General features: G+C 48.7%; 27 protein-coding genes and 3 pseudogenes. 13 read left to right on the forward strand and 17 right to left on the reverse strand.

The annotated features are described in order from the left end of the window. Window positions 1-69: 69 nt before the first annotated feature. A complete protein-coding gene (ydfG, locus tag GC128_RS20770) occupies window positions 70-819 on the reverse strand; it encodes a bifunctional NADP-dependent 3-hydroxy acid dehydrogenase/3-hydroxypropionate dehydrogenase YdfG (protein ID WP_064511729.1) in 750 nt (249 codons plus the stop codon). 356 nt (window positions 820-1,175) lie between these two features. On the opposite strand from ydfG, the gene guaD reads away from it, so the two are divergent. Genes guaD through dcp form a run of 5 tightly spaced genes read left to right on the forward strand, consistent with a single transcriptional unit; the run spans window position 1,176 to window position 9,125 of the window. Next, a complete protein-coding gene (guaD, locus tag GC128_RS20775) occupies window positions 1,176-2,507 on the forward strand; it encodes a guanine deaminase (RefSeq protein ID WP_151995887.1) in 1,332 nt (443 codons plus the stop codon). Further along, window positions 2,504-3,940: a xanthine dehydrogenase small subunit gene (xdhA, locus tag GC128_RS20780; protein WP_151995888.1), complete on the forward strand. Its 1,437-nt coding sequence runs from the start codon at window positions 2,504-2,506 to the stop codon at window positions 3,938-3,940. Before guaD ends, xdhA begins: the two co-directional genes overlap by 4 nt. Further along, on the forward strand, window positions 3,930-6,275 hold the full coding sequence (gene xdhB, locus GC128_RS20785) for a xanthine dehydrogenase molybdopterin binding subunit (RefSeq protein WP_151995889.1): 2,346 nt from the start codon (window positions 3,930-3,932) through the stop codon (window positions 6,273-6,275). Before xdhA ends, xdhB begins: the two co-directional genes overlap by 11 nt. Then, window positions 6,272-7,042: a xanthine dehydrogenase accessory protein XdhC gene (xdhC, locus tag GC128_RS20790; protein WP_151995890.1), complete on the forward strand. Its 771-nt coding sequence runs from the start codon at window positions 6,272-6,274 to the stop codon at window positions 7,040-7,042. The genes xdhB and xdhC overlap by 4 nt, the downstream gene beginning before the upstream one ends. 37 nt (window positions 7,043-7,079) lie before the next feature. Further along, window positions 7,080-9,125 carry a peptidyl-dipeptidase Dcp gene (gene dcp, locus GC128_RS20795; RefSeq protein WP_151995891.1) on the forward strand — a complete coding sequence of 682 codons (2,046 nt, stop codon included), beginning with the start codon at window positions 7,080-7,082 and terminating at the stop codon, window positions 9,123-9,125. A gap of 58 nt (window positions 9,126-9,183) precedes the next feature. Here dcp and yciA read toward each other — a convergent pair whose 3' ends face one another. After that, window positions 9,184-9,576 (reverse strand): acyl-CoA thioester hydrolase YciA, encoded by a 393-nt coding sequence (gene yciA, locus GC128_RS20800; protein ID WP_151995915.1) that lies wholly within the window; start codon window positions 9,574-9,576, stop codon window positions 9,184-9,186. 333 nt (window positions 9,577-9,909) lie between these two features. Between yciA and GC128_RS20805 the strand changes: the two genes are divergently transcribed. Next, window positions 9,910-10,188 (forward strand): hypothetical protein, encoded by a 279-nt coding sequence (locus GC128_RS20805; protein WP_151995892.1) that lies wholly within the window; start codon window positions 9,910-9,912, stop codon window positions 10,186-10,188. 108 nt (window positions 10,189-10,296) lie between these two features. Then, a complete protein-coding gene (locus tag GC128_RS20810) occupies window positions 10,297-10,536 on the forward strand; it encodes a hypothetical protein (RefSeq protein WP_151995893.1) in 240 nt (79 codons plus the stop codon). A 16-nt stretch (window positions 10,537-10,552) separates the two neighbouring features. Here the strand turns inward: GC128_RS20810 and bamE are convergent, their stop codons facing one another. The 4 genes and pseudogenes from bamE to GC128_RS23245 form a co-directional block, all read right to left on the reverse strand. Then, window positions 10,553-10,963 (reverse strand): outer membrane protein assembly factor BamE domain-containing protein, encoded by a 411-nt coding sequence (gene bamE, locus GC128_RS20815; RefSeq protein ID WP_151995894.1) that lies wholly within the window; start codon window positions 10,961-10,963, stop codon window positions 10,553-10,555. Window positions 10,964-10,977: 14 nt separating this feature from the next. Beyond that, complete coding sequence (locus GC128_RS20820) at window positions 10,978-11,361, reverse strand: membrane lipoprotein lipid attachment site-containing protein (protein ID WP_151995895.1); 384 nt, start codon at window positions 11,359-11,361, stop codon at window positions 10,978-10,980. A 27-nt stretch (window positions 11,362-11,388) separates the two neighbouring features. After that, the gene (locus tag GC128_RS20825; protein WP_151995896.1) at window positions 11,389-11,622 is read right to left on the reverse strand and encodes a hypothetical protein; all 234 of its coding nucleotides are present in this window, start codon (window positions 11,620-11,622) and stop codon (window positions 11,389-11,391) included. A 42-nt stretch (window positions 11,623-11,664) separates the two neighbouring features. Continuing rightward, a pseudogene (locus GC128_RS23245) lies at window positions 11,665-11,787 on the reverse strand (hypothetical protein); the annotation flags it as partial. A 35-nt stretch (window positions 11,788-11,822) separates the two neighbouring features. On the opposite strand from GC128_RS23245, the gene GC128_RS20835 reads away from it, so the two are divergent. Further along, window positions 11,823-12,257, forward strand: coding sequence for a hypothetical protein (locus tag GC128_RS20835; protein ID WP_151995898.1), 435 nt, complete (start codon window positions 11,823-11,825; stop codon window positions 12,255-12,257). Window positions 12,258-12,564: 307 nt separating this feature from the next. Here the strand turns inward: GC128_RS20835 and GC128_RS20840 are convergent, their stop codons facing one another. The 4 genes from GC128_RS20840 to GC128_RS20855 all read right to left on the reverse strand — a co-directional run bounded on the left by GC128_RS20840 (window position 12,565) and on the right by GC128_RS20855 (window position 16,150). After that, entirely contained in the window at window positions 12,565-13,101 is a 537-nt protein-coding gene (locus tag GC128_RS20840; protein ID WP_064511702.1) for a septation protein A, read from the reverse strand. A gap of 59 nt (window positions 13,102-13,160) precedes the next feature. Then, window positions 13,161-13,904, reverse strand: a complete 744-nt coding sequence (locus GC128_RS20845) for a YciC family protein (RefSeq protein WP_151995899.1) — start codon at window positions 13,902-13,904, stop codon at window positions 13,161-13,163. A gap of 212 nt (window positions 13,905-14,116) precedes the next feature. Next, the gene (locus GC128_RS20850) at window positions 14,117-15,076 is read right to left on the reverse strand and encodes a YbgA family protein (protein ID WP_151995900.1); all 960 of its coding nucleotides are present in this window, start codon (window positions 15,074-15,076) and stop codon (window positions 14,117-14,119) included. 345 nt (window positions 15,077-15,421) lie between these two features. Beyond that, on the reverse strand, window positions 15,422-16,150 hold the full coding sequence (locus GC128_RS20855) for a MerR family transcriptional regulator (RefSeq protein WP_151995901.1): 729 nt from the start codon (window positions 16,148-16,150) through the stop codon (window positions 15,422-15,424). A gap of 118 nt (window positions 16,151-16,268) precedes the next feature. On the opposite strand from GC128_RS20855, the gene GC128_RS20860 reads away from it, so the two are divergent. Further along, entirely contained in the window at window positions 16,269-16,793 is a 525-nt protein-coding gene (locus GC128_RS20860; protein ID WP_151995902.1) for a lipocalin family protein, read from the forward strand. Between the two features lie 143 nt (window positions 16,794-16,936). Here GC128_RS20860 and ydfZ read toward each other — a convergent pair whose 3' ends face one another. Beyond that, window positions 16,937-17,140 carry a putative selenium delivery protein YdfZ gene (gene ydfZ, locus GC128_RS20865; protein ID WP_064511879.1) on the reverse strand — a complete coding sequence of 68 codons (204 nt, stop codon included), beginning with the start codon at window positions 17,138-17,140 and terminating at the stop codon, window positions 16,937-16,939. A gap of 111 nt (window positions 17,141-17,251) precedes the next feature. On the opposite strand from ydfZ, the pseudogene GC128_RS20870 reads away from it, so the two are divergent. Beyond that, a pseudogene (locus tag GC128_RS20870) lies at window positions 17,252-17,326 on the forward strand (integrase); the annotation flags it as partial. A 126-nt stretch (window positions 17,327-17,452) separates the two neighbouring features. Continuing rightward, window positions 17,453-18,280 carry an aminoglycoside phosphotransferase family protein gene (locus GC128_RS20875; protein WP_151995903.1) on the forward strand — a complete coding sequence of 276 codons (828 nt, stop codon included), beginning with the start codon at window positions 17,453-17,455 and terminating at the stop codon, window positions 18,278-18,280. A gap of 215 nt (window positions 18,281-18,495) precedes the next feature. Here the strand turns inward: GC128_RS20875 and GC128_RS20880 are convergent, their stop codons facing one another. Then, window positions 18,496-18,738: a hypothetical protein gene (locus GC128_RS20880; RefSeq protein WP_151995904.1), complete on the reverse strand. Its 243-nt coding sequence runs from the start codon at window positions 18,736-18,738 to the stop codon at window positions 18,496-18,498. 143 nt (window positions 18,739-18,881) lie between these two features. On the opposite strand from GC128_RS20880, the gene GC128_RS23190 reads away from it, so the two are divergent. Both GC128_RS23190 and GC128_RS20890 read left to right on the forward strand, forming a co-directional pair. After that, complete coding sequence (locus GC128_RS23190) at window positions 18,882-18,956, forward strand: BrnA antitoxin family protein (protein WP_407643542.1); 75 nt, start codon at window positions 18,882-18,884, stop codon at window positions 18,954-18,956. 277 nt (window positions 18,957-19,233) lie between these two features. Continuing rightward, window positions 19,234-19,593, forward strand: coding sequence for a hypothetical protein (locus tag GC128_RS20890; protein ID WP_151995905.1), 360 nt, complete (start codon window positions 19,234-19,236; stop codon window positions 19,591-19,593). Window positions 19,594-19,693: 100 nt separating this feature from the next. Here GC128_RS20890 and GC128_RS23330 read toward each other — a convergent pair. From GC128_RS23330 to GC128_RS20910, 5 genes and pseudogenes are all read right to left on the reverse strand, one after another. Beyond that, window positions 19,694-19,822, reverse strand: a pseudogene (locus GC128_RS23330) (IS30 family transposase); the annotation flags it as partial. A 213-nt stretch (window positions 19,823-20,035) separates the two neighbouring features. Further along, a complete protein-coding gene (locus GC128_RS20895) occupies window positions 20,036-20,827 on the reverse strand; it encodes a hypothetical protein (protein WP_151995906.1) in 792 nt (263 codons plus the stop codon). Between the two features lie 51 nt (window positions 20,828-20,878). Continuing rightward, entirely contained in the window at window positions 20,879-22,858 is a 1,980-nt protein-coding gene (locus tag GC128_RS20900) for an alkyl/aryl-sulfatase (RefSeq protein WP_151995907.1), read from the reverse strand. 377 nt (window positions 22,859-23,235) lie between these two features. Beyond that, window positions 23,236-24,654, reverse strand: a complete 1,419-nt coding sequence (locus tag GC128_RS20905) for a DUF1254 domain-containing protein (protein WP_151995908.1) — start codon at window positions 24,652-24,654, stop codon at window positions 23,236-23,238. Window positions 24,655-24,705: 51 nt separating this feature from the next. Then, window positions 24,706-26,055 carry a DUF1254 domain-containing protein gene (locus GC128_RS20910; protein ID WP_151995909.1) on the reverse strand — a complete coding sequence of 450 codons (1,350 nt, stop codon included), beginning with the start codon at window positions 26,053-26,055 and terminating at the stop codon, window positions 24,706-24,708. Window positions 26,056-26,230 lie beyond the last annotated feature (175 nt).

The raw sequence follows: 26,230 nt of genomic DNA on the forward strand, positions 1-26,230 counted from the left end.
GTGCAAATTTAACATTTATTTGTACGATCGCCCATACCCAGAAGCGTGTTGTGGGTATGGGCTAGGTGATTAACCTTCGCGGTGAACACTCAGTCCTGCAAACGACTGGCTAACAGGCATCATCTCAAGCGTGTTGATGTTGACGTGCTTCGGTAGAGTGGCAACCCACCAGACAGCTTCAGTGACATCTTCTGCGGTCAGCGCATTGGCATTTTCGTAGGTTTTTTCAACCTTGCCGTCATCGCCTTTAAAACGCACGTTAGAAAACTCAGTACCACCCACCAGACCTGGCTCAATATCCGTCACACGGATGGCGGTTTTATGTAGATCTGCTCGCAGGTTCAGGCTGAACTGGCGTACGAACGCTTTAGTCGCGCCATAGACGTTGCCACCGGCATATGGCCAGCTACCTGCGGTAGAGCCAATATTGATGATATGACCACGATTACGCTCAACCATGCCAGGCAGCACGGCGCGAGTCATATAGACCAAACCTTTATTGTTGGTATCGATCATCGTTTCCCAGTCATCCGGGTCGGCTTTATGTGCAGGCTCCATGCCCAGCGCCAGACCTGCATTGTTAACCAGAATATCGATATTGCGCCATTCGGCAGGCAACTGCTCCATCGCTTGTTCGATAGCCGCGCGATTGCGAACATCAAGTTGCAGCGTAATGATGCTATCGCCCAGTTCTTCTTTAAGCTCTTGTAGACGTTCATGACGGCGACCAGTGGCAATCACTTTATGGCCCTGTTGCACGAAACGACGGGTAATACTCTCACCAAATCCGGCAGTGGCGCCGGTTACCAGAATAATCATCTCACTGTTCCTCAACGCTTTTTATGTCGCAATACCTTAGCACGCTAAGGCTGTTAGTGATAATTGAACTTTAGTATGGCAGCACCTGTGCATTAGTGGTGCAACAAGGCCATGTCAGTGCAACTTGTTGGTGCGGGCAATTCCTCAATTTTTAACAATCCAGCTCATGATACCAAAAGGCAACCGGTTGCATGGGTGGGCAATCGTTTGCATGCTAAAAAGTTGCATAAATGTTGCGCAGCAAGAGGGTGTGTGACCTAAGCTACTGTTATAAAAATGATTAAATCTAAATTCCAACATGGCATCAACATTGCAACTATTAACTCATTCTTCACAAACCAATTACAGGTACGGCGATGACAGTTAATTACACGCAAGCGCTACGCGGTCAGTTTTTCGATATTACTCAAACCGGGACGAATCCGGACGAATTACTGGCTAATGCTCGTCATCACGAAGATGCAGTACTGTTTCTTAATGAAGGCACTGTCGTCGCGTTGTTACCGTGGGAAGAAGGGCGCAGCCATCTGCGTGCTGAAAATGATTACATTGATTATCGCGGTAAGCTGATTATTCCGGGCTTCGTTGATACCCACCTGCATTATCCGCAAACTGAAATGATTGGTGCCTATGGTGAACAACTATTGGAATGGCTGCAGACTTATACCTTCCCGGTTGAAAGCCAATATCAGGATAGTTCGCATGCGGCAAAAATGTCAGCCTTCTTTCTTAGCCAGTTACTGAGTAATGGTACGACCACGGCACTGGTATTTGGCACCGTGCATCCGCAATCGGTCGATGCACTTTTTAGCGCGGCAGAACATCTCTCGATGCGGCTTATTGCCGGTAAAGTGATGATGGATCGTAACGCGCCAGACTATCTCACGGAAACACCCGAGCAAAGCTACCTGCAAACCCGTGAGCTTATTCAACGCTGGCACAAAAAAGGGCGGCTGAACTATGCGCTGACGCCTCGTTTTGCTCCAACCTCATCACCTGAATTACTCGCAGCGGTCCAAACGTTACGTGAAGAATTTCCCGATACCTGGCTGCACACTCATCTTAGTGAGAACAGCGATGAAGTCGCCTGGGTAAAAAGTCTGTGGCCGGAATCCGAAAGCTATTTGGGCGTCTATCACCAGTACCAATTGACGGGCAAACGCAGCGTTTTTGCGCATGCCATCCACTTGCAGGAGTGCGAGTGGGATTGTCTGCATCGAACCGAGTCAGCAATCGCCTTTTGCCCAACCTCTAACCTGTTTCTCGGGAGTGGCTTGTTTAACTTAAAGCAGTGCCATGACCGAGGGATTCGGATGGGTATTGGTACCGATGTTGGCGCAGGCACGACTTTTAATATGCTGCAAACACTGGCTGAGGCGTACAAAGTCGCGCAACTTCAGGGCTACCGTTTGTGTGCCAGCGAAGCGTTTTATCACGCAACTCTTGGCGGAGCTCATGCGTTGGATCTCGATGACAAAATTGGCAATTTCTTACCCGGCAAAGAGGCCGACTTCGTGGTTCTCGACCTGGCTGTATCTCCGCTACAGAAGATGCGCCACGCAAATAGCCGCGACATTTACGAAAAACTGTTCGTGCTGATGACGCTTGGCGACGATCGCAACATCTGGCACACCTGGGTCAACGGCAAATGCGTGTGGCAGCGAGATACGCTGGAGGTCGCAGCATGATTCAATTTTTGCTAAATCAAACGTTAAAAACCCTCGATGATGTGGACCCGAATACTACGGTGCTGAACTGGCTGCGCGGCAGTGAACAGCGCTGCGGCAGCAAAGAAGGATGTGCATCTGGTGATTGTGGTGCTTGTACGGTAGTTCTCGGTCAAGTAGACGGTGAGAACATGCGTTACCAGACGGCAAATGGCTGTATCACGCTCATCAGCCAACTTGCTGGCAAACAGTTGGTGACAGTGGAAGATTTATCGCAAGGCAATGAGTTGCACCCGGTGCAGCAAGCGATGGCCGATTGTCATGCATCACAGTGTGGTTTTTGTACTCCAGGTTTTGTTATGTCGGGATTTGCGCTGCAAAAATCGAACACAGCCGCACAGCGCCATGAGATTGAAAAGAGTCTTGCGGGAAATCTTTGCCGCTGTACTGGCTATCGCCCAATTATTGACGCCATGCAGCAAAGCTGCGCAACCACGCAAGATCAGTTCACGCAGACTGAGCCGCAAACTGTATCGCGATTAAAAGCGCTGCAATCAACGGGTGTGGGAGAACTTACAAAATCCAACCGTTGCCTGTTACCTAAAACAGTTACCCAGTTGGCAGGACTTTATCAGCAAAATCCTCAGGCACGATTACTGGCAGGGGGGACCGATCTGGCTCTGACGATTACCCAGCAGTATCAGACACTGCCCTTGATTATCGGGCTTAACCAGATTGACGAGCTTAAGACGATTACGGTGACGCAAAGCCAGATTCGTATTGGTGCGATGGCAACGTTGCAGGCATGTCAGGACATCTTACAACCTTTGATTCCGGCGTTTGCACAGGTGCTTGATCGTTTTGCCTCTCCGCAAATTCGCAACCACGGCACCCTGGCAGGGAATTTGGCGAATGCCTCGCCCATAGGCGATGGTGCACCGATGTTACTGGCTCTGGGTGCTGAACTTGAGCTGCGTTGCGGCGAAACCGTACGCATATTGCCGCTGGATGAGTTTTTCCTGAGCTATCGTAAAACCGCTTTGCAGCCCGGTGAATTTATCAGTGCGGTGCTGATTGACCGTGCTGCTATCTCCCCGACATTTGCCGCGTGGAAAATATCAAAGCGTATGGATGATGATATTTCGACGGTATTTGGCGCGTTTAACCTGCATTTTAATCATGGCGTTGTGACAAGTGCGAAACTGGCATTTGGCGGCATGGCTGCGGTGCCGGTGCGGGCTAAAAGCGCTGAGCAAACTCTTTCTGGTTTGCCATTCACCCAGCAAACATTAGACCTGGCATGTCATGCATTGGCCGCAGACTTCCAGCCGTTAACTGATTTCCGGGGTTCTGGGCGCTACCGTTTGACTGTTGCGCAAAATCTGCTGAGGCGTTTGCTGTTGCAACAAACCGAATCCGGTTATGTGCTGGAGGTACAAAACTATGTCAACTAACCCGGTGCGCCTTTCAGAGCAGGCATTAATCGAGCAATTTTCACGTGAGATGAGTGGTGCGGCGGGTAAGAGCCGTAAACATGAAAGCGCCGATAAGCATGTGAGTGGTAAAGCTGAATACATTGACGACAAGCTGACATTGCCGGGCATGTTGTATCTGTGCCCGGTTCTTAGCCACCATGCTCATGCGCGAATTACCAGAATCGACACTACCGAGTGTTACTCCATTGCTGGCGTGGTGCGAGTCTTTAGCTGGCAGGATGTACCCGGCGAGCTGGATATTGGCCCATTGGCACCTGGCGACCCGCTATTTGCCCGAGATTTGGTTGAATACCATGGCCAGGTTGTTCTGACTGTGGCTGCGGAAACGTCCGAGGCGGCGCGTGCCGCGGCACTCAAAGCGGTCATTGAATATGAAGTTCTTGAGCCGGTGCTGGATGTCGAAGAAGCCTTGCGCCGCGAGCTATACGTGCAAGAACCACACGTTCATCAGCGTGGTGACGCAGACCGAGCGCTGGCTTGCGCGGGGCATCGTATTCAGGGGCAATTTCATATCGGCGGGCAGGAACACTTTTATCTCGAAGGGCAAATTGCTGTGGTGCAACCGGGGGAGGATGGCTGCGTTACGGTCTGGTCGTCGACTCAGCACCCCACTGAAGTACAAAAACTCGTGGCGTCAGTACTAGGCGTAACGATGAATAAAGTCACTGTTGATATGCGCCGAATGGGCGGTGGTTTTGGTGGCAAAGAGACGCAAGCTGCGGGCATTGCCTGCCATGCAGCACTGGTTGCGGCATTAACCGGCCGACCTGCCAAAATGCGTCTTTCACGTCGTGACGATATGCGTATCACCGGTAAACGGCATCCATTTTTTGTCCGCTACGATGTTGGTTTTACAGATGAAGGGATGCTCAATGGGGTAGTAATCGATCTGGCGGCTAATTGCGGTTACTCGTTGGATCTTTCAGGATCGATCTGCGATCGCGCCATGTTCCATGCCGATAATGCCTACTATCTGGGCGATGCGAGAATAACGGGCTACCGCTGTCGTACGAATCTGGCTTCCAATACGGCATATCGCGGGTTTGGCGGGCCACAGGGCATGGTCGCCATTGAGCAGATTATGGATCACATTGCCCGTGAACTCGGTCTTGACCCGCTGGAAGTGCGTAAACGTAATTACTACGGCGATACTGAGCGAAACGTCACGCACTATCATCAGACTGTTGAACACAACATCATGCCGGAAATCACCCGCCAGCTTGAAGCGAGTGCCGATTACCACTCCAGGCGTGAACAAATCAGCGAATTCAACCGCCTTAGCCCTGTGTTAAAACGTGGCCTGGCGCTTACGCCGGTCAAATTTGGCATCTCTTTTACCTCCAGTTTTCTCAACCAGGCAGGTGCATTGTTGCTGATTTATACCGATGGCACTGCGCAGCTTAACCACGGTGGCACGGAGATGGGACAGGGGTTGAATACCAAAGTGGCACAGGTGGTTGCCGAAGTGCTGCAAATTCCTGTGGAACAGATTCAGCTTACGGCAACCAATACGGGGAAAGTGCCAAATACCTCGCCAACGGCGGCGTCGTCGGGTGCTGATCTCAATGGCAAAGCCGCCGAAATTGCGGCGCTGATGATTAAAGAACGGTTGGTGGAAATGCTATGCGGCTTGCACAAATGCACCGCTGACCAGGTGGAATTCCGCAATGGCGTGGTCAAAGTGCCAGGCCACCATTTCACCTTTACTGAAATCGCGAATCTTGCGTGGCTAAACCAAGTGCCGCTTGCAGCCACGGGCTTCTACAAAGTGCCGGGTATCCACTACGATCGCGCCGCCGGGCGTGGGCAACCGTTCTATTACTTCTCATATGGTGCGGCGTGTTCAGAAGTGGTTATCGACACATTAACTGGCGAGTATCGTCTGCTACGCACCGATATTCTGCATGATGTTGGCAACTCTCTGAATCCGGTGCTGGATATTGGCCAAATAGAAGGCGGGTTTGTGCAGGGCGCAGGCTGGCTGACATGTGAAGAGCTGGTATGGGATGAAAAAGGGCGGCTGCTGACTGACAGCCCGATGAGTTACAAAATCCCGGCTATCAGCGATGCGCCAGCCGACTTCAGAGTCCAGTTGCTGGAGAATCATGCCAACCCGCAGCACACGGTTTATCGCTCCAAAGCCGTGGGTGAGCCACCATTTATGTTAGGAATTTCAGTGTGGTGCGCTTTGCAAGATGCTGTGGCGAGTGTCACGGATTACCAGAAACACCCGCGCCTTGATGCACCCGCAACACCAGAACGTGTTTTCTGGGGCTGTCAGGAGGTGCCATGAATGATGAATGGATCAGCATTCTGATGCAGCTTCACGATCGCCGCGAACCGTGCGTATTACTCACGCTGCTGGCTGACAAAGGCTCAGTGCCGAGAAATTGCGGCACGAAGATGATTGTCGGGCGAAATCAGAGCTTCCTGACTATCGGTGGCGGGCATCTTGAATTCCAGTGCATTGCGATGGCACGTGAGATGCTGGGAAAGCAGGCTACAGCTCCGCATACCGAGCATTTTAATCTTGGAGCGCGGCTAGGGCAGTGTTGTGGCGGCATGACCACCGTTTTATTTGAACCGTTAATTCAGTCGCAGCCACAAATCATGGTTTTCGGCGCAGGTCATGTAGGGCAAGCGCTGGTGGCATTATTATCAACGTTACCCTGTCACATCACCTGGGTAGATGAACGACCTGATATGTTTTCAGCGGCTCCCCAAGGGGTAACTACCTGGCAGGCTGAAGACCCACTGGATGCGGTGAAATCGGCGGCCGCACAAAGCTATTTTATTGTGATGACCCACCACCATCCGCGTGACCTTGAACTGACCGAAGCAATACTTAAACGTGGTGATTACCGCTATCTGGGCTTGATTGGTTCGCAAACCAAACGGCAACGCTTTGAATATCGGCTGGCGGGAAAAGGGATTACTGAACAGCAATTGAACACTTTGCGTTGCCCGGTGGGGTTGCCGGATGTGAAAGGGAAACTCCCGGCAGAAATCGCCGTGGCCATTACCGCCGAGATTATTGCTGTGTATCAGGTAGCGAGTTGAGCTATAAATTAGTTTTGCGGTCAGCAGGAATTAAAGAATGCAGATGGAAAATCCGTTCTACCACATCAGTTTATTGCCTTACCAGGCACCTCACTTTGATGACATTCAGGACAGTCACTATCGTCCGGCATTTGACGAAGCTAAACGCATCAAGCGCGCAGAAATAGCGGCGATTGCCAATGACACTGCGGCACCCACTTTTGAAAATACCTTCCTTGCGCTGGAAAAAACCGGGCAGATGTTAGGGCGAGTAACCAACGTTTTCTTTGCCATGACATCTGCGCACACCAACGATTATCTGCAACAGTTGGATGAAGAATTTGCCGCAGAACTGGCAGAGCTTGCTGATGAAATGCGCCTTAATACCCTGCTGTTTGAGCGTCTGGATAGCGTTTACCAACACCGCAACTCATCAGGGCTTGATGAAGAATCGCGGCGTTTAGTTGAAGTTGTCTGGCAGAGTTTTAGGTTCTCGGGCGCAACATTAAGTGATGAGAAAAAAGCACGTCTTAAGGTGCTGAATAAAGAAGCCGCCCAGCTTAGTAGCCAGTTTAATAATCGCCTGCATGCAGCAGATAAAGCCGCAGGTCTGGTGGTTGACGATGTAGAGCAACTGGCGGGCTTAACGCCGGCAGAAATTGCATCTGCAGCACAACATGCCAGTGCTAAGGGGCTGAATGGAAAATACTTAATTTCATTGCTTAATTTCACCCAACAACCCGCGCTGCAATCACTGCAAAACCGGCAGACACGCGAAAAACTGTTTAAAGCGGGTTGGGATCGCACTCAGCAAAATGACGGCAACGATACGCGAGCTATTGTCGCGCGCCTGGCCATACTGCGTGCAGAACAGGCGCAATTGCTTGGTTTCGAGAATTATGCGGCCTGGAAAATTGCCGACCAAATGGCAGAAAAGCCGCAAGCAGCACTGCAATTCATGCGTGACATCGTGCCTGCAGCCACCGCACGTGCGCAACGCGAACTTGTGGATATTCAGCAGGTGATTGACGCACAACAGGGTGGATTTAAAGCCGAAGCATGGGACTGGGCATTCTACGCAGAGCAAGTCAGACGAGCGAAATACGACCTTGATGAAGGGCAAATTAAGCCTTACTTCGAGTTGAACAATGTTCTAAGCAATGGTGTTTTTTGGGCAGCCAGCCAGCTATTTGGTCTGAATTTTGTCGAGCGTTTTGATATCCCTGTCTATCACGATGACGTGCGCGTGTGGGAAATCTTTGATAAAGACGGGCGCGGCATGGCGCTGTTCTATGGCGATTTCTTTGCTCGCGACAGTAAAGGTGGCGGAGCATGGATGGGCAACTTTGTTGAACAATCCACGCTGCTGGATAATGCTCCGGTGATTTACAACGTTTGCAATTACAACAAACCGGCAGCCGGTGAATCCGCGCTTATATCCTGGGACGATGTGGTGACGTTATTCCATGAATTTGGTCATACGTTACATGGGCTATTTGCGACCCAATGCTATGCAACACTTTCTGGGACGAATACGCCGCGCGACTTTGTGGAGTTCCCTTCGCAAATCAATGAACACTGGGCGAGCCAACCCCAGGTGTTTGCTAACTACGCACGCCATTATCAAACTGGCGAGGCGATGCCTGATGCATTGAAAGAGAAGCTATTTCGTGCCGCCCGCTTTAACAAAGGCTACGACATGGCAGAGTTGCTTGCCGCAGCACTACTGGATATGAACTGGCACAGTTTACCGGACGGAAGTACGGTGGATGATGTGGCGCGGTTTGAAGCCCATGCACTGGAAAGTGAGTACATTAATCTGCCAACCGTTCCTCCGCGTTATCGCAGTAGCTACTTCGCGCATATCTTTGGTGGAGGTTATGCGGCGGGCTATTACGCGTATATCTGGACACAAATGTTGGCCGATGATGGTTATCAATGGTTTGTGGAACAGGGCGGGCTAACGGCACAAAATGGCCAGCGTTTCCGTGAGGCCATTTTATCGCGTGGAAATAGTCAGGAACTGAAAGCGTTGTATAACGAATGGCGAGGGCATGCGCCATACAACGAACCGATGCTGGAAAATCGTGGTTTAAAAAGCTGAATCAGGTCAAAGATAATAAAAAATGCGCCATTCGGCGCATTTTTTATTGAAAACTAACTTAGCGCGGAATAGGGCGCGGTTTACCGTCATTATCGACAGCAACATAGATAAAAATGGCTTCTGTCGCTTTATAGCGCTGGCCAATCGGTTCAGACGAGACCTTTTTCACCCATACTTCCACGTTAATGGTAATGGAGCTATTTCCGAGTTTGATGCAATTGGCGTAGCAACACACCACATCACCAACGGCGACAGGCTTAAGAAACGTCATCCCATCAACACGGACAGTTACCACACGGCCTTGGGCAATTTCTTTGGCCATAATCGCGCCGCCCATATCCATCTGCGCCATCAGCCAGCCACCAAAAATATCGCCGTTGGCGTTGGTATCCGCCGGCATGGCTAGTGTGCGCAGAACCAGTTCGCCTGCGGGAGTGTCTTGTGGAGTCATATCACTTTCCAAAAAGTAGTCATGGATTTCATCGTTATTGAATTCGCTTGCAGCGGGCATGGCCATTGCTTTTGCACTTATGGTGCTATATCAGCAATTTATCACATTTGTGATCCCCATGGCTCGTATGGGTTTGTGCCTGGATATGTCCATAAGCACTGTTTATATATGCTAATAATGAGTGAAAAACCTTAAGCACACAAAGCTAATAATCACATTGATAAACTGTCTACTATCCGCATCACTCTCGCTCCTACAAAAGAGCGGTATCCGTTTATTTAAGCTCCCTTCGGCGTATTACATACTCTAATTATTTCGTGGGTTAATGTTTATATGAAAAAGTTTCTTCTTTTGGCAGTTGTTATGATTGGCGGGATTGGTTCAGCAATGGCGCAAAATGTCACTGTAGATGTTCCGAGCGGATATAAAGTGGTGGTAGTGCCTTCTTCAGTCACTGTTTCTCAGGCTATCAACGTTACAACCGCGCCGCCTCAAACAGTATACGTCACCCCGGCTCCAGCGCCTGTCGCGGCATATCATCCGCGCGCACGTCACGTTGCCAGCGTGGCAGAAGGGATGGTGATTGAGCACCAATATGACGACCATCATTAATTATGTTTGAAAGCAGAATTTTAATGACAATGCCTCGGTAATCACCGGGGCATTTTTGCATCTGGAAGATTCAAAAAAAGCACACGTTAATTTTGGATTTATCAACGTGTGCTCGAGAACAGTAAATATATTCTTGGCATGGGAACTATCGCAAATCCCAAAGTGGCTGCCGTAGCGGGTGGTTTTGGCGTTCTTGCAAGGTTGTACGAAAGCAAGCCGGTACGTAACGCAATGCTAAAGCTTGCCAATACACCCAAGGATAGCAGTGCATTTGAGCGAAACGTCAGTGAGGAAATGCGCCATGTGAACGCAGTGGCGCAAGGTGCCAAATCGGAAGCGACTGAATAAATGAAGCCACGGACGGCTAGTAGCTATTACCGGTCACATTGTTACCGAACTGAGAGCAGTTTGTCGTGGTACTTCTTGGTTGCTGTAATGCTTGCTGTTGCTGCCAAATTAAGAGACTTTGCTGAGCCGTAAGCGCTCTTGCTGCAGCGGCTCCATTATCCTGGCGAATTACATCAGCGCCGTATTGCACGACTTTATTGTCCTCAAGGACGACTTTGTAATCAGCTCGGTCATAACCCCATCCTGACATAAGGCGATTAGAGTAAGTTAGAAGTTCATTCTTACCATTAACCGCGTCACCATCAGGTTTACCGAGAGTTTTTATTACCTGCTCGCGAGACATTCCAGGTGACAAATCGCCAATCTTCTCGCCAGTCGTGCACGCAGTTAATAAAAGTGAAAGTAGCGCTATCATTAAATATTTCATATCTATCTCTAATTTTATTGTTGTACTTGCTTGTCAACTTGAACCGGTTGCTGAACGGATTGTAATGGCTTAGGCGCACGACGGTGGCGGGCGCGTGGATTGGCCTGGCGGTAATACCCGTCAAGTTCCCACTGCGCTTCTGCAAGAGAAATATCACCCGCTTTGGCTCGCGCTGAAAGGCGATCTGCCATTGTGACGTACTTAATGACCACTGGCGTTGATGCTAGTTTTTCATCCTGCGCAATGCCTGACTTCATGCAGGTAACAAAATTATAGAAGTCTTGCGGTTCAGGGCTAACGGCATCACATTTTGCTTGAATGTTCATAATGCGAGTGCCTTTCGTGGCGCAACCAGCTAACGCTATTGCAGCGAAAGCGGTAATCAAAATCTTTTTCATTGCTATCACCTGAATTTTATAATGTTCTTATTTTATGCATTCTACTGTTAATTCTTTGCGGTTGAAGCCACCAGATTTTGATACATCGTTATAGCCTGACGGGCAAACCTCATTGGCCTTGTCATAGCAGATGCTCCATGGAGTGGATGCGCCACAGGCAATCAAGAACTGTTTTTTACCTTCCCCACGATTTATCTCAGTCGTAGTGGTACATGCGGCCAAGGCAAATACGGCAGCAGAAATTAGCAAAATTTTTTTCATTCAATCCCCATTCGGTAAGAATAAATCTCAGTGAAAAACCTTTTATTTATCCTTACTGTAAATGGTTTTCAGCGTATCAAATACAACTTTTTTGAACTCTTCGGCCTGCATATCCGCCAGGTGCTCGGCGTCGTCACGATATCCAAGCACAGGAGATGGCTTTGAAGCAAGTCACAACGGAGTCTACATGCCGGTGCTTGATGATCAGTGGGGCCATGTTTGTAAATGTTGATAATGCACACATGGAGGCAGACGGAAATTATTCAGAAAGGGAGCATGTTGCACTGTCTGTCAGTGCAGCGTTAGGTGTGAGGGTTAGATTTACCTCTCGACGCTTTAAGCTTGGTATGTCCATTGGTGCTGAAGGACTTGGCGTTACGAGCAATAACAGCCTGGTGCAGAACGCAGATATTGAAGGTGTTGCAACGGTGTGCCATCTGGCAAGTCGTATCGGGCGGGTCAGGGATTCTAAAATTAAAATTTCACTAAATACCCCGACGACAATGGGCGTTGGTGATACAGGAGTTATGAGTGTAATTAATGCATTTGAAAATGGTGCCTACGTTAGTGCAACTCCGATATCAAGGGTTCAACTTTCTGCAAACCTTAGCAGTTCATCTGCGACATTATCGTAGGGTGTTCACTTCTACTGGTTGGAAATCATACGGAGCAATCTCAGTATAAAAATGCAGGGCGTTATCATTTTCCGTGACGTGGTTACTGACGATACCAGGATTGGAGAGTTCGACGATGTGCCGGTAATGTGATGGGGCATGGGTGGGGCAAAAAAATTAGCGCAAGATGACGAATGCCGCCTTGCGCTAATGCCTGCTCAAAAAAGAAACACTATTTGCAATGTGTACACGATAGCGTGTCTTTTGTTTGATTCAGTCTTTATTTTTTTATCTATCTATATGATATTAATGATAAAAAAATTTTAATTTACTTCTCTTCTTGAGGCATGTGCTTATAGATATAAACACCGCTCAACAGCGTAAATACCAGCGTCGCCGCCGTCAGGCCGAACACTTTAAAGTTGACCCAAACGCTTTGTGGTAGCCAGAACGCCACGTAAATATTCAGTGCGCCACAGACGATGAAAAACAACGCCCATGCAACGTTCAACCGTGACCATACACCTTGCGGTAGAGAGATCTCTTTGCCCAACATGCGTTGAATCAGCGGTTTTCCCATCACCAACTGGCTAATCAGTAGTGCGGCAGCAAACAGGCCGTAGATCACGGTGACTTTCCATTTGATAAATTCATCATTATGGAAGAACAGCGTCAGGCCGCCGAAAACGGCCACCATCAGGAAGGTGATCAGCGCCATTTTTTCTATCTTGCGGAATTTATACCAGCTATAGATCAATGCAAAACCGGTGGCGACGATCAGCGCACCAGAGGCCACATAAATGTCGTACATTTTATAGAATGCGAAGAAAACAATCAGGGGCAGGAAGTCGAGAAACTGCTTCATAATCTGTTCCGTAAAATGACTCCTGAACCTTCAGTTAGAGGTTCAGGAGTAAGTGAGTGTTATTGGCGTACCAGCATATACAAACGGAATACATAGATGAGCAACACAGCAGAAATCAGGTTGCTTATCGTATTTGCTACCACCCCGCCAACCGCAGGTGACAGTGCTGCAAATGAAGATGCGAGCATCAGGAGTGCAGTTTTTGCCAGTAACCAGCTAATCACTGCAGGTGCAACAAGGCGCATATTTCCCCAGGCAAGACGCATACTGCCGCGCATCGACTGGAAAATTCCTACTTTATCCTGCACAACCATAACTGGCGCGAATGAAAGCAGAATTGCTAACAGCACGCCCGGTACCACAATCAGCATGATGCCGATTTGCACCAGGAAGGTTGTCAGGAACATCAAGATAAAGATCTTAGGCAATACAGGAGCCGATGTACCAATCGCACGCAGCGCGCTCACGCGTTGCCCGGCACTCACCATCTGAATTAAAACCAGCACACTACCCGCAAGGATTGCATTTCCAATCAGACCCGCAAATGTCGATGCCGCAGAGGCTTTAAGTAACATTTGCTGCTGCTCAGGTGTCATGTTTTGCACAAGATCAAACAGCCCCATGCTATTCGATAAATTATCTCCCTCACTAAGGATAGACATTTGCTCGTCGCTGGGTGAAAAGGCGTGACCGATCACAACCGAAATAAAGGCACAAAGTAAAGCGATCAGTAGGACAGTAACAAACTGATTGCGTAGAAAATTCCCCGTGTCACGGTACACAGAACCTGCCGTGATAGACATGCACTCTCCTTGATGTTGCTCGGTTAAAAAACAGCGGGGATTGTACCCTGGATGAATGACGCTGGCACCGACAAGATGCGCGGTGAAAGTAAGTTACTGTCAATGTGAATGGAAATGTCGTTTTACCCATCCGTGGGCATCAAATTGCACCATAGGCCGCCATTGGGCTTTACGCCGAACCGTTGAGCCATAGCGAATATTTCGTTAAGCGCTCAGTTAACCGACAGACGCAGACATAAATTTTCGGGGTAGGGGGAAAAGTAGTTTTGCGTCAGCAGGTAGCTGTCTGGGTACTCGCCCAGATAATGATTCAACAGGGTCAGTGGGGCGAGGAGCGGTAACAGCCCATCACGGTAGTGAAGGATCACGTCGCGCAGCTCCCCGCGTTGGCGAGTATTCAGTTGTTTACGGAAGTAGCCCTGAATATGCATGAGTACGTTAGTGTGATTTTTACGTGACGCGGGGTTTTTCAGGATGGTCATGAGCTTTTCGCGATATTCGACGAAGAAAGTATCCAGGTCTTCCCATTCGTGCAACGAGGCGACGAAAGGCCCGATTTCTCGATATCCCGGCTGGTGGTGCGCCAATAACTGGAGTTTGTAGCGGCTGTGGAAATCCAGAAGTGCGCGGCGAGTCAGGCCGCTGGCCCGTAAAGTGTTCAATTCGTGCAGGGCAAAGACTCGCTCGACAAAGTTTTCCCGCAGCACAGCGTCATGCAGGCGGCCATCCTCCTCTACGGGCAGCCACGGGAATTTTTCCAGTAGTGCACCGGTAAACAGACCCACTCCCTCTTTGCGTCCACGATTCCCTTTTTCGTCATACAGCCTTACCCGCTCCATGCCGCAGCTCGGCGATTTCGCGCAGACGATAAAGCCGGACAAATTAGCCTGCTGTGGTAACCAGGAGTCCGCGAATTTGGCCATTTTCTGGGACACGTCATCGTGAGGGGCATGGCTAAAGCGCATCCGGATATCGCCTTCGGTAGTCTGAACCAGGCGCAGCGCCGGCCGCGGAACGGGCAGGCCGATGGCCATCTCGGGGCAGACGGGTTTGAAGGTCACCCATTGAGACAACTCGTCCATGACAAAACCCATACGCTTATGACCGCCGTCAAATCTGACTGCCGAGCCGGTTAAACATCCGCTGATCCCAATGATAGGTTTAGTGTTCATGGTGTAATCCTCTTACAACTCTTTGCGTGTAGCGCCGCTAGCGCCAGAGGCGATTGGTTATCCAGGGGGGGTAGTAATCAAAAAATCGATCGATGACGGATGGCATTGTGCTCATGAGTCTCACCCAGGATGTAGAAAACGTGATGTAATCTTATAAGTAAAACTTAGACAATTACTAATGTTTGTACAATTTTGTGGTGATGGTGTTTTTATTTATCAATTATTTCAATTGATTATCAATGTCTGTTTTTACCTGGTTTGATGGGTTTTTTATAAAGACATGCCAGATACGCAACTTTTTACGGCTGCTCATCATGGAAAGGGAACGGGTGGGGGGGAAAGGTTTTAGAGTGGAATGACGTCGAGCGAAACGACCTGCTGCTGCCAAATTTCGATCTGTTTTTTGCGGGCAGCGGTAACTTTTCCGGTGGTGACCAGCAGCCAGTTTCGCTCAGGGAAGATCTCGGGTGCCAACATGGCAGGCGCCACGGGGAGCACATCAATGCGATACCCTTGGCCCGTACGTTTAAGTGCTTCGAGCCAGATTTCACATGGGTCGCTAAGGTGCCAGCCGGTGATGAGGTAATTATCCCCCGGCGCTTTTTTATCACCTTCGAGACAAAACGAGGTGTAGGAGATAATGATGCCATCGAGGATTTCGCGCAGCGTCATCATTGCAGGGATGTTGGCTGAGACTCTACTGCGCAGCGGGCGCAATACTTCGGTCACCATTTCCGGACGCGGATACTCGCGGCCCGAATCGTAAATCAGCTGGCGCAGAGATTCGATCTTTCCCTCTTTCAACTTCTGCAACATGCTCTCCTGAAGGGTGAGCCAGTTGCTTGTGCGGCGAGCTTCCGGACGGGCCAATAAGGGCTTCACCTGACTGACGGGGACTCCCTTTTTCACCCAGTCGAGAATTTTAAGCGCCTGCTGGACATCGTCATCACTATATAAGCGGTGCCCGCCATCGGTGCGCAACGGTTTGATTAAACCGTAACGACGCTGCCAGGCGCGTAATGTGGTCGCGTTTATCCCGCAAAGCCGGGCAAATTCACCGATGGAATAGGGCATGAGGTACACCTGATGACAAAGAATATTCTCAATATACTACGAATATTTGCAGCCTGAATGAAGAGCAGGGTGTTTGCACTACACTTTACTTCCAACCGCGCAGATGAAAGGAGGTCTTATGAAGCTATGGCCCGTTGTAACCGGCGTTGCTATCGCACTGACACTGGTTGCTTGTAAATCTCCCACGCCACCGAAAGGCGTTCAACCGATAACGAACTTTGATGCCAACCGCTATCTTGGCAAATGGTATGAAGTCGCTCGCCTTGAAAACCGCTTCGAACGAGGCCTTGAGCAGGTCACTGCCACCTATGGCACGCGCAGCGATGGCGCTATTAGCGTGCTCAATCGTGGCTATGATCCGATTAACAACAACTGGAATGAGAGTGAAGGGAAAGCCTCATTCACCGGTGCACCTACAACCGCCGCGCTGAAGGTTTCATTCTTTGGTCCGTTCTACGGCGGTTATAACGTGATAAGGCTCGATGATGAGTACCAGTACGCGCTGGTGAGTGGTCCGAACCGTGACTATCTGTGGATACTGTCGCGTACACCAACCATTCCGGATGCGGTGAAGCAGGATTACCTGAACACTGCGCGCAGCCTGGGCTTCAAAGTTGATCAATTGGTATGGGTGAAGCAATAAATCACCCGGATTAGAAAGGAATATTTAAAACGTCGATGCTCTGTTGCCTAATTCAAAAAAGGCCACCAATTCGGTGGCCTTAAACAATATGTTTTCAGGATTATCTTATTTGTAAAAGCAATGTGTTGACTCGATAAGCCCTATCAGTGAAGTTCAAGTCTAACCAACTCCATCGGGCAGAACACACCTTCGCAACCTTCGATTTCAACACATTCAGAACGACGAATTTGTTCGGCTGTTTTACCTTCGCCGTGAATGGTCTTAATAACACCAGTCAGACCTTTATTGAACACCATAACACGGCTGCCAGTTGTGATAGCGTTACGGTAGCAATCATAGGTCAACATCATCATTCCTCCTTTTTTGTTGTATTGAGACGATATGATTTAACGGCAAATAAATAGCTCTTCGTTGGTAAAAAAGTGTTGAGCTAAGTCAAAATTTTGTAATTTTTTGGCCTGAGCAGCTATGTCCGCTATCTGGGTATTGAAGTAGATGATGCTCTGGAGATATTTGAGTCCATGGAGGTCTGAGTTGACAGGGCGTGAAGCGGGCGTTGCCTTAAAACAGCATCCAGGAAAGCTAATCACCTTTGGGTTAAAATGCATGAATGCATGTCTGTTTCTCGCTTTGATTATTAGGATACTAAAGAAAGTTTTATGGATACGTTCAAGTTAAATCCTTGGCTAAACCGCTGGAATCTCATTCCTGATGGCACCCCATTCATCACTCATACGTCACAGTTATTCCCGGTTAAAACAGCAACACATGGTATTAAAGCCATGTTAAAAGTTACGGATGATAAGGATGAACAATCCGGTAATGCACTAATGGCATGGTGGGAAGGAAATGGCGCAGCGCAGGTTATTGCACGTGAAAATGAAGCCATTCTTCTCTCAAGAGCTACAGGTACCGCGTCACTGTCAGCGATGTCACGAGAAGGACAGGACGATGTAGCTTGTCGTATTTTGTGTACTACTGCGAACAGGCTTCATACATTCCCAAAAAAACCATTACCCCAGCTTACATCACTACATGAGTGGTTTTACCCTCTAAAACCAGCAGCGCTGAAGTATGGTGGTGTCCTGACACGTTGCGCAGAAATCTTAGAAGAATTGCTTTCTTCTCCACGTGATGTGGTTGCATTACATGGTGACTTACATCACGGTAACGTGCTTGATTTTGAAACGTCTGGCTGGTTGGCCATTGACCCAAAAGGACTAATAGGGGAACGGGGATTCGACTTTGCCAATATTTTCACTAATCCGGATCTTGGTAATCCAGTGCCTCGTGTCGCGACTGTACCGGCGATATTTAAACAGCGGTTAAGTATTGTTGCCGAGACGGCAGATCTAGATAGAGATCGTCTTCTGAAATGGATAATTGCATGGTGTGGGCTTTCAACAACATGGTCCCTCGAAAGTAATGATGCAACATCAATTGCACTAAATGTTGCTAAGCTGGCAATTACCGAATTGGATAAGTGATTAGACAATTTAGTCATCTTTCGCTCAGAGCGGACTGTAACGCCTGGCAGTCTGCTTCGTGTTGTGAGCGGACGTTAACGCCCTGGACTCACGTTGAAGTAATGCGGTGGCCACTTTTAGTAAAACACTACAATTAGTAACTCACGTTTCGTTAAATGAGGCTTTATGGCAATAAACCTCATGACGACGTCAGGTGAAAAACCGCCGGATGAAGGCTATTTAAGAAATACGCTGCAGATAGCACTGAATACGGCACCTGTTGTGAAGGCATGCCCTGTCACGACCTCTTCATTTCGGATATCTACAAAACGAAGAAGAGCTTTTTCAGGATCGGGCGCGTCTATTTCTTCAAACTGTTTTTCATAGCCCTGATTTGCAAGCTGAGCAGCACCATCAGCATCTGATTTTTCCAGTGCGGTGATTTGTTTACCCTTTTTGAAAAAAACGAAATCGGTCATCGGAAGCCCTCTGAATAGTGTGGGTGTCAGGGAGTAACATATCTGAAGCGGTGAGGTTTTGTACACCTGAAGTTTGATTATTATGGATTAAAATCATCACATTACCCTTTCTCAAACGATTTCATATATATCGCACGCGAATTATTGATGCTGACGTTATGGCCTGGCTGAAAGCACTAGCTAAGGGCTATTTGACTCGACTGAATGAGATCATATGAACAGCCATGTTGTGCGATTTAAATCGGAAACAATCAGTTGTCTCTCATAGACGACGTGGTTCTGCCTGGTGGGCTGGTGAGTGCCAAAAGCTGTCTGTCAATGTAGCGTTGAAGGGAGTCAGCCTTATGCTGGAGAAGAGTGGTTACATAACATTAACTGGCCCTTTATCAGGTAACTGCAATTAACCAATAAAGCTACTTGGATATTGAAAAAAAAATCTCAAAGCTCATAAAATGGAAGACGCAGCATTAAAGAATCGTGTTTTCAGGGAGACTTATGGCCAACAGAACGATTTACTTTATCCATCGCCCAAGCCCAATGTTAGGTCGTTCGCCGTTACAAGGCGGATATTTTCCTTACTTTCTTACCGAGAAGTTTATCAAAGCGTTGCAAAGAGAGCTCGACAGAAAGGGGTTGCTTTGGGAGGTGGTCCCAGATGACACGGAGTCTGATATTGAAGTACTGATTGCCCGTAAGGTTGATTTGCTTGTCTGTGCTCCAGGGCTTAAATACCAGTTTCATTATCAAGGTTTTGATAAAAGTAACATTATCTGGTTAGGTGTAATGGAGTATGTTTATATGGATACCTCAGAGATCATCAACAAGATTAACGCGTTTGTAACAGCTGATACGTAGCGTAAGTCTGGATATCCTCTTTCTTAACCCAAACGTCTGCTCATCGCAGAATGTACTCGGCATTTGTTCTGAAGCAACAGGCTTGGTAACAGCAGAGCTAGGGCGTTATTAACTGAAATAGATTGCTCGTCATGGGGACGATATCATGCAGGGAATCTCCTTACTTATATCTGTCCCAGATAATCGCTTTCTGTTCTGGCGTGTAGTTAATTCGAGTTCTTCGTTTCATGGCAACGTCCCCCTTGATTAATGATAGCGTTGCATCGACCCGTTGAACTCAGACCATAATCGCCGAGCATCTGTCCGCTGCGTGCCAACAGCAGACATTGCTAAGTTACATGGCAGCAGGTCAACACTACTTTCTATTAGCCGCGGAATTTGCATGCCGTTAATTTGGCGTTGACCCAAGCTGGTTCGAATAAAAGAATTAACTACAAAAGGATTAATTCATGAACTGAAGGTTTAATCCGAAGAAAATCTGCCAGTGAGGTTGTCCTGGACCACGGTCTGCAACCGAGCCTTGAGGCTCCACAAAGAAGTTATAAACAGTTTTACCTTGTTTAATAACTTGCCCAACACCTAACCCCATCGGAATACTGTAGCCGTCATTCTGGAAGTTATAGACCCAGATAGGGGCCGCTCGCAGGTAAGTGCCGCCACCCAACTGATAGAATAAAAATGGCTGTAAAGTGCCCAGATTCACATTACTGCGGTTGTCTTCTCCGGCAAAGCTATGCTGCCATGAGGCCAAATAACCGTACTGGAATTTTGGCGAGCTGGCATCGAAGAGCACATTAACCAGACCTGCAGACCATTTCTCTGTTCCCAGCGCATCTTCAGTTGCTGTCGGCGCCGTAATTTGCGGACCGAAACCAAAACTCACTGCCGGATTGCCGGTATCAATAAGCCATGACGCAAATAAGTTCAGATCACCTAAACCTGTTTTATGACCACCGCCAGGCGCAACCGGATAGGTATTAATCGGTAATGAACCCCGTAATAGCCATTTGCTATCGCCTAATGAAAAAGGCTGCGCATAACGGAACCAGAACTGATTGGCATCCTGGTCCGTACCGCTCACATCCCCGATGTAATAGTTCTGCATATTAAATGCAGTCATATTCGCCAGAGGGTTATTTGCCTGTGCTGCATCCGGGGCATGGTCTTGCGCGGCATAGGCATAAGAGGAACCAAGGCATAATATTGAAGGCAAAATCGAGTATGAAAGACGCATGGCATTACCTGAAGTAAGTCCCCTGCAGCACTGGGGCCGCAGGGGCATTATTTATGGTGTTACGATATTGAACCAGAACTCGAACTTGTCCATATAGCCCAGCATCTCATCGAGCTTCGCACCATTCCCTGTGACCTTAACCTCGCCTTTATCTTCAGCCTGCTTCAGGGTTTCTTCTTTCAGGATGATTTTATTGAGCGTGTCACGGTTCAGAGCAATCGTGGCATCAGCGTCTTTCGCTTCAGCATTTGGCGTATGGTTTAGCACGCCGTTTTCCAGCTCCAGCTTGTACTTACCGCCGTCGCTACCCAGGTCGATATTAAATACCGCCTTGGCATTACCCGCTTTTTCACCGTTGATATGTACCGCCAGGAAATCGAAGAACATTTCTGGTGTCATCGCACGAACGGTATCCGGGCTTGCGGTATTCGGTGTTGGTCCTTTAACCACACCATTCCGCAACTCCTGAGCACCGGTCAGGTAGAAGTTACGCCATGGGCCAGACTCCGCCTGGTAACCCAGTTGCTCCAGTGCGTCCGCTTCCAGGTTACGCGCATTCTGATTATTTGGATCGGCAAACACCACTTTACTCACTACCTGAGCAACCCAACGGTAGTTACCCTGGTCAAAGTCGATTTTCGCTTTCTGAAGAATCGCATCGGCACCGCCCATGTATTCAACAAATTTCTTAGCCGCTTCTTCCGGCGGTAATTCATCAAGCGTTGCCGGGTTGCCATCGAACCAGCCGAGATACAGCACATAGGTTGCTTTCACGTCATGGCTTATGGAGCCGTAATAACCGCGGTTAGCCCAGGTTTTCGCCAGGCTGTCGGGTAGTTTGAAGTTGGCAGCAATTTCATCTCGTGTCAGGCCTTCGTTGGCCATCCGCAGGGTCTGGTCGTTGATATAACGATACAGGTCACGCTGGCTTTTCAGCAGGCCAACAACGTTTTCGTTACCCCAGGTCGGCCAGTGGTGCTGAGCCATAATGATTTCGGCTTTGTCACCCCAACGCACGATGGCTTCGTTGATGTATTTTGACCATGGTAGTGGTTCACGAATTTTCGCGCCGCGCAGCGAGTAGGTATTGTGCAGAGTGTGAGTCACATCCTCTGCGGCTTCGATGAGTTTCTTCTCTTCGATGAACCACAACATTTCAGACGGGGCTTCCGAACCCGGCGCCAACATAAAATCGTAAGTCAGACCATCAATGACTTCTTTCTGGCCATCTTTCTCGATGATATTCGTTGGTGCAATCAGCGTCACGGTACCCGCTGATGTGGTGGTGCCAAGACCTGCGCCGACCTGGCCGGTGGCTTCAGGTTTCAGGAGGTTGCCATACATATAGCTGGCACGGCGGCTCATGACATTGCCCGCCATAATGTTTTCCGCTACTGCTGCTTCCATGAAGCCTGCTGGCGCATAAACTTTGACCTTCCCGGATTTCACATCCGCTTCATCGACCACACCGCGCACGCCGCCATAGTGGTCAACGTGGCTATGGGTATAAATGATGGCGACAACAGGTTTATTACCGCGATTTTTGAAGTACAAATCCATGCCGACTTTTGCTGTTTCCGCTGAAACAAGCGGGTCAACGACGGTAATCCCTTCTTTACCTTCAATGATAGTCATGTTGGATAAATCAAGGTTACGGATCTGGTAAACACCCTCAGTCACTTCAAACAGACCGCTGATATTGATCAACTGAGACTGCCGCCAAAGGCTCGGGTTTACAGTGTCAGGGGATTTTTCCCCTTCTTTGATAAATGCATACTGTTGCGGGTTCCAGATAACATTTCCCTGTTCGCCTTTAATCACGTCCTGAGGTAAAGCGGCGATAAAGCCTTTGTGAGCATTCGTGAAGTCGGTGTTATCGGAGAAAGGAAGCTGGTTATAAAGTGCATCGTTAGCTTGCTTTGTTGAAGCGGTGGCACCTTTTGGTGCTTCCTGCGCGAACAAAGGTGTCAGTGCGCTGGAAGAGAGTAACCCTGCCAGTGCAAGACTTTTGACGATCAACGTAAGTCTCATTTGAATCCCTCATGTGAAAACCTTCTAACTACTTAGCCTTACCGAATAATTACTTCTGGAAATCATTCGTTAATTCAAATAATAAAAATGGTCGCTGACCATTTCTATTTTTTAAATATAACCAAGGAGTTACATTTCACCACTTATGGATACAAATAAATTATGTTTGCACGACTCTAGTTCTTTAGCTCATTTAGCAAGTGGCGTAAGTCCGCTTCATGCTCAGCGCAGTCTGAAAGCGTTGTTGCTGGCAGACTCTGTATACTCGAAAACAAGTCAGCCCAAAGGGTCCGTAATTAAAGATATTACGGACCCTTACACAGCGACTCTCTCAGCCTGTCTCTGAGGGATTTACACTGCATCAACACCAACTATCATCATTGACTTTTTGTCACCTGCGGTAGTTTCCATTCATTCTTCATGACAGCGTCCTTCGGCTGATACATACGGAATAGCAGATAGAAGTTGCCCTCAGGTGCCGGTAACCAGTTTACCTTCGGATCGGTAGGTTTTTTGTGGCTAAGAGAAACAGTAATACTGCCATCAGAACCCTTAACCAGGCCTTCCGTGTCGGTCCCCACTTTGTAGCGATTCAGCTCGTTGTTAACCAGCATTTTGGTTTTGGCATCGTACATGGTGATTGACCAGAAGGCGTTCACCGGAGGCTCGCTCGGCAGCTTGATGGTGTAATCATTAGCCCCTGTCAGCGGCTGATTCTCGCTGTCGTTATAGCGGATAGGGTAGACGGCCTCTTTCTCACCCTGTCCACCAAGGTACGGCCCGGAAACTAACGCACGCAGTGGGTAGTTATAGCCAAAGGAATCCAGCCCCCGCACGTAACTCCAGCCGTTTCGGTCTTCGGAGGTACTGGTCAACGTTGAAGCCGCTACACTTGGCGCATCTGCCAGGCCGCGCTTCACGCCATCTGTCATCACCTTTGGCACAGTTTCAGGGTTAAATCCGCTGTCCGTCAGGCCAATACGACTGAACTGCCCGAACAAACCTTTATCCTCAGGTTTGACCGGGTTCTCTTTTATCGCAGCGGCTAACAGGCGGAAGAAATCGAGGCCATCATTTTTCAATTCAGGCAGCGGCGGCAGGGTGTCGGAATAAACTTTCCCGCTAAGTGAAGTGAGTTTAAATTCATTTTGTAGCTGATGAAGAGGCGCCATGTCCTCGCCCTGTTTGACGCGCAAACGCCCCCACAGCCAGATTTTGTTGGTTGAAACATGCAGTACTTTCGCATCGGCGGGCAGCTCGCCTTTCCAGCCTGGTGGGACTAAGACGAATTTCCCCGCCTGCGTGCCGGTGGTTCTTCTGCCGATGTAGTGCTCCAGCTCCTGCCACATATTGAATACATCAACCACGTAATAGCGATCCTGCGTATCAGGAACGGTGAGGATGTAAGGCTCATCCAGCTTGACCACTGCGCTCATGTACAGCGTGTCGTTGTTGGCGGTAGGCATATCTTTTGCGTCAGGTGTCGCCAGTTCCGTCGCCCAGCCAATCTGGTTAAGAGGTGCGTGGTAACTGGTTGCCGGTTTTGGTGATGGCACGTTGGTGTAATCACGCACTACTTGTTCCATACGCACGATCGGGTATCCCCAACTCCAGGCAGAAATTGCCGAGCTGTAACCGTCAACATCAAGGCCTTTGTTAACCACGTCCGGCGTGCCCTGCAATGTCAGCAAAGGATCATGCCAGGTTTGCGCCTGGGTCTGTGCCAGCGTGAGGGAAGAAGTACCGAGCAATCCGGTCAACAGGATCGCTTTAGTTAAAGGTTTTAGATTAATCATTGGCATTTCCTTTCAGGTAAATATGTTCAGTGATGTCTGGTTTTGTATGAATCACAGGCTGACTAACTCGAAGTCATTCAACCTAAACGTTTTATTGTTGAGTTCTTCAGTTGGACCATAAAAGCGCATCGCGGGTAATGGACGCTTCCCGCTGGTGGGTATCCAGTTATTTTCCAGCCCCAGAGGGGCTTGCGGCCCGACGTAAATATTGACGCTGCCGTCGGCTTCTTTTTTCATTTTGTCCATGTCATACGAGGACAAGGTGGTTCTTTCTGATGGGCTGTAAATAAAGGACATGGTGTCACGGTTATAAACGGTTAATGCCCAGAATTGTTTAACCGGCATTTTGGTAGGGATATTAATTTTATATAACTTACCCGCCGCGAGCAGGTTTCCATTCTTATCAGCCATCGACATCAGATATTGCGTCGCGGGAGAGTCGGTCAGTTCTTTCGGCATATAAGTACACCAGAAATACTCTGCGGCCCGTTCAATAATGTCGGTCTTATCGTCGTAGACGAAGGTGAATGTTTTATTTTTATCGGCCATCAGCAGAGACGCATAATGCCTGTCCGGCCAGTACAGCTTGTCTTTGGGAATATTATCGAACCAGTTTTGCAGATAAAACCAGGCATCAATGGCCGCCTGACGTAATGCTTTTGTGGTTTTTTCATCGGGATTAAAAGCCTCATCTTGCTTAATGCCCAGCGAAGAAAGCATGCCCATCATGATTTTGTCCTGTTCCCGCACAGGCTCTACGCTGGCTATCGCATGCAGGTCTTTGAAATGTCGCTCATCGTAATAGGGCAGCGTCGGGTAACGGTCATTAATGGGATCGACAAAGCGCTGCGTGGGCGGTGAATCCGCTTGCGATAAATTGTACATCCGCAGGCGTTTTGAATAATGGTAGGCATCTTGCGAAGTTTTGCCTGCAACAGGTACGGAACGGAAAGCGAAAGCAACGCGGTAATTAGGCGACGGGATGTGGATATAACCGGGAGGCACCGTCTCTTTATAGCCTGGCGGAGTTAATAAAAACTTGCCCCCTTTGCCTTTATCAAGCCCTGCCGGGCCAACGTCGGCAATGGTGAATTGCCAGGCATCCACTATCTGCCCGTACAGGCTGCCATCGCTTCCCGCTGCGGGTAATTCCAGAACAACCGGCCCATTGCGCAAGTCGGTAAAAGCGGTGATGTAAGGTGTAGTGCTGTTCGCGGTAATGGCTTCAAGCTTAGGTGTTGCCGGGGCTGAGTAAGCGATTATGTCATTATCCTTTAGCCCCAAATTTTCAAATGCTGCGCGGCGAAAACTGTAAATCGCTACCGCAGGCATGTAGCACAACACCGCTTCAAAAGCGCGCTGATACTTGATTTGATAATCAAAGTCAGTGACCGAACACATGGAGTTAGCGGGAGGGAGACCACCGAGAGTTTCCCCTTTAAATACGCATTGACCCGTCCTAAATAGCGTTGACACATTTAACTCGTACTATGAGGAAAATGTGATGAACCAGTACGTTAAACGCACGCAACGCGATTACCCTCTATCCTTTAAATTGGCCGTTGTCGAACAAGTC

The organism is Buttiauxella massiliensis, from assembly GCF_902500225.1.
GTDB classification, from domain to species: Bacteria; Pseudomonadota; Gammaproteobacteria; order Enterobacterales; family Enterobacteriaceae; genus Buttiauxella; species Buttiauxella massiliensis.

What these genes read in the sequence shown, in the direction of transcription:
- xdhA (WP_151995888.1), top strand. Translation starts at nt 2,504, where the DNA reads ATGATTCAATTTTTGCTAAATCAAACGTTAAAAACCCTCGATGATGTG.
- dcp (WP_151995891.1), top strand. Translation starts at nt 7,080, where the DNA reads ATGCAGATGGAAAATCCGTTCTACCACATCAGTTTATTGCCTTACCAG.
- GC128_RS20850 (WP_151995900.1), bottom strand. Translation starts at nt 15,076, where the DNA reads ATGAACACTAAACCTATCATTGGGATCAGCGGATGTTTAACCGGCTCG.
- GC128_RS20905 (WP_151995908.1), bottom strand. Translation starts at nt 24,654, where the DNA reads ATGATTAATCTAAAACCTTTAACTAAAGCGATCCTGTTGACCGGATTG.
- GC128_RS20825 (WP_151995896.1), bottom strand. Translation starts at nt 11,622, where the DNA reads ATGAAAAAAATTTTGCTAATTTCTGCTGCCGTATTTGCCTTGGCCGCA.
- yciA (WP_151995915.1), bottom strand. Translation starts at nt 9,576, where the DNA reads ATGACTCCACAAGACACTCCCGCAGGCGAACTGGTTCTGCGCACACTA.
- GC128_RS20840 (WP_064511702.1), bottom strand. Translation starts at nt 13,101, where the DNA reads ATGAAGCAGTTTCTCGACTTCCTGCCCCTGATTGTTTTCTTCGCATTC.
- GC128_RS20895 (WP_151995906.1), bottom strand. Translation starts at nt 20,827, where the DNA reads ATGCGTCTTTCATACTCGATTTTGCCTTCAATATTATGCCTTGGTTCC.
- GC128_RS20855 (WP_151995901.1), bottom strand. Translation starts at nt 16,150, where the DNA reads ATGCCCTATTCCATCGGTGAATTTGCCCGGCTTTGCGGGATAAACGCG.
- bamE (WP_151995894.1), bottom strand. Translation starts at nt 10,963, where the DNA reads ATGAAATATTTAATGATAGCGCTACTTTCACTTTTATTAACTGCGTGC.
- GC128_RS20875 (WP_151995903.1), top strand. Translation starts at nt 17,453, where the DNA reads ATGGATACGTTCAAGTTAAATCCTTGGCTAAACCGCTGGAATCTCATT.
- GC128_RS20890 (WP_151995905.1), top strand. Translation starts at nt 19,234, where the DNA reads ATGGCCAACAGAACGATTTACTTTATCCATCGCCCAAGCCCAATGTTA.
- xdhB (WP_151995889.1), top strand. Translation starts at nt 3,930, where the DNA reads ATGTCAACTAACCCGGTGCGCCTTTCAGAGCAGGCATTAATCGAGCAA.
- GC128_RS20805 (WP_151995892.1), top strand. Translation starts at nt 9,910, where the DNA reads ATGAAAAAGTTTCTTCTTTTGGCAGTTGTTATGATTGGCGGGATTGGT.
- GC128_RS20845 (WP_151995899.1), bottom strand. Translation starts at nt 13,904, where the DNA reads ATGTCTATCACGGCAGGTTCTGTGTACCGTGACACGGGGAATTTTCTA.
- GC128_RS20880 (WP_151995904.1), bottom strand. Translation starts at nt 18,738, where the DNA reads ATGACCGATTTCGTTTTTTTCAAAAAGGGTAAACAAATCACCGCACTG.
- ydfG (WP_064511729.1), bottom strand. Translation starts at nt 819, where the DNA reads ATGATTATTCTGGTAACCGGCGCCACTGCCGGATTTGGTGAGAGTATT.
- guaD (WP_151995887.1), top strand. Translation starts at nt 1,176, where the DNA reads ATGACAGTTAATTACACGCAAGCGCTACGCGGTCAGTTTTTCGATATT.
- xdhC (WP_151995890.1), top strand. Translation starts at nt 6,272, where the DNA reads ATGAATGATGAATGGATCAGCATTCTGATGCAGCTTCACGATCGCCGC.
- ydfZ (WP_064511879.1), bottom strand. Translation starts at nt 17,140, where the DNA reads ATGTTGACCTATGATTGCTACCGTAACGCTATCACAACTGGCAGCCGT.
- GC128_RS20835 (WP_151995898.1), top strand. Translation starts at nt 11,823, where the DNA reads ATGATCAGTGGGGCCATGTTTGTAAATGTTGATAATGCACACATGGAG.
- GC128_RS20910 (WP_151995909.1), bottom strand. Translation starts at nt 26,055, where the DNA reads ATGTGTTCGGTCACTGACTTTGATTATCAAATCAAGTATCAGCGCGCT.
- GC128_RS20860 (WP_151995902.1), top strand. Translation starts at nt 16,269, where the DNA reads ATGAAGCTATGGCCCGTTGTAACCGGCGTTGCTATCGCACTGACACTG.
- GC128_RS20820 (WP_151995895.1), bottom strand. Translation starts at nt 11,361, where the DNA reads ATGAAAAAGATTTTGATTACCGCTTTCGCTGCAATAGCGTTAGCTGGT.
- GC128_RS20900 (WP_151995907.1), bottom strand. Translation starts at nt 22,858, where the DNA reads ATGAGACTTACGTTGATCGTCAAAAGTCTTGCACTGGCAGGGTTACTC.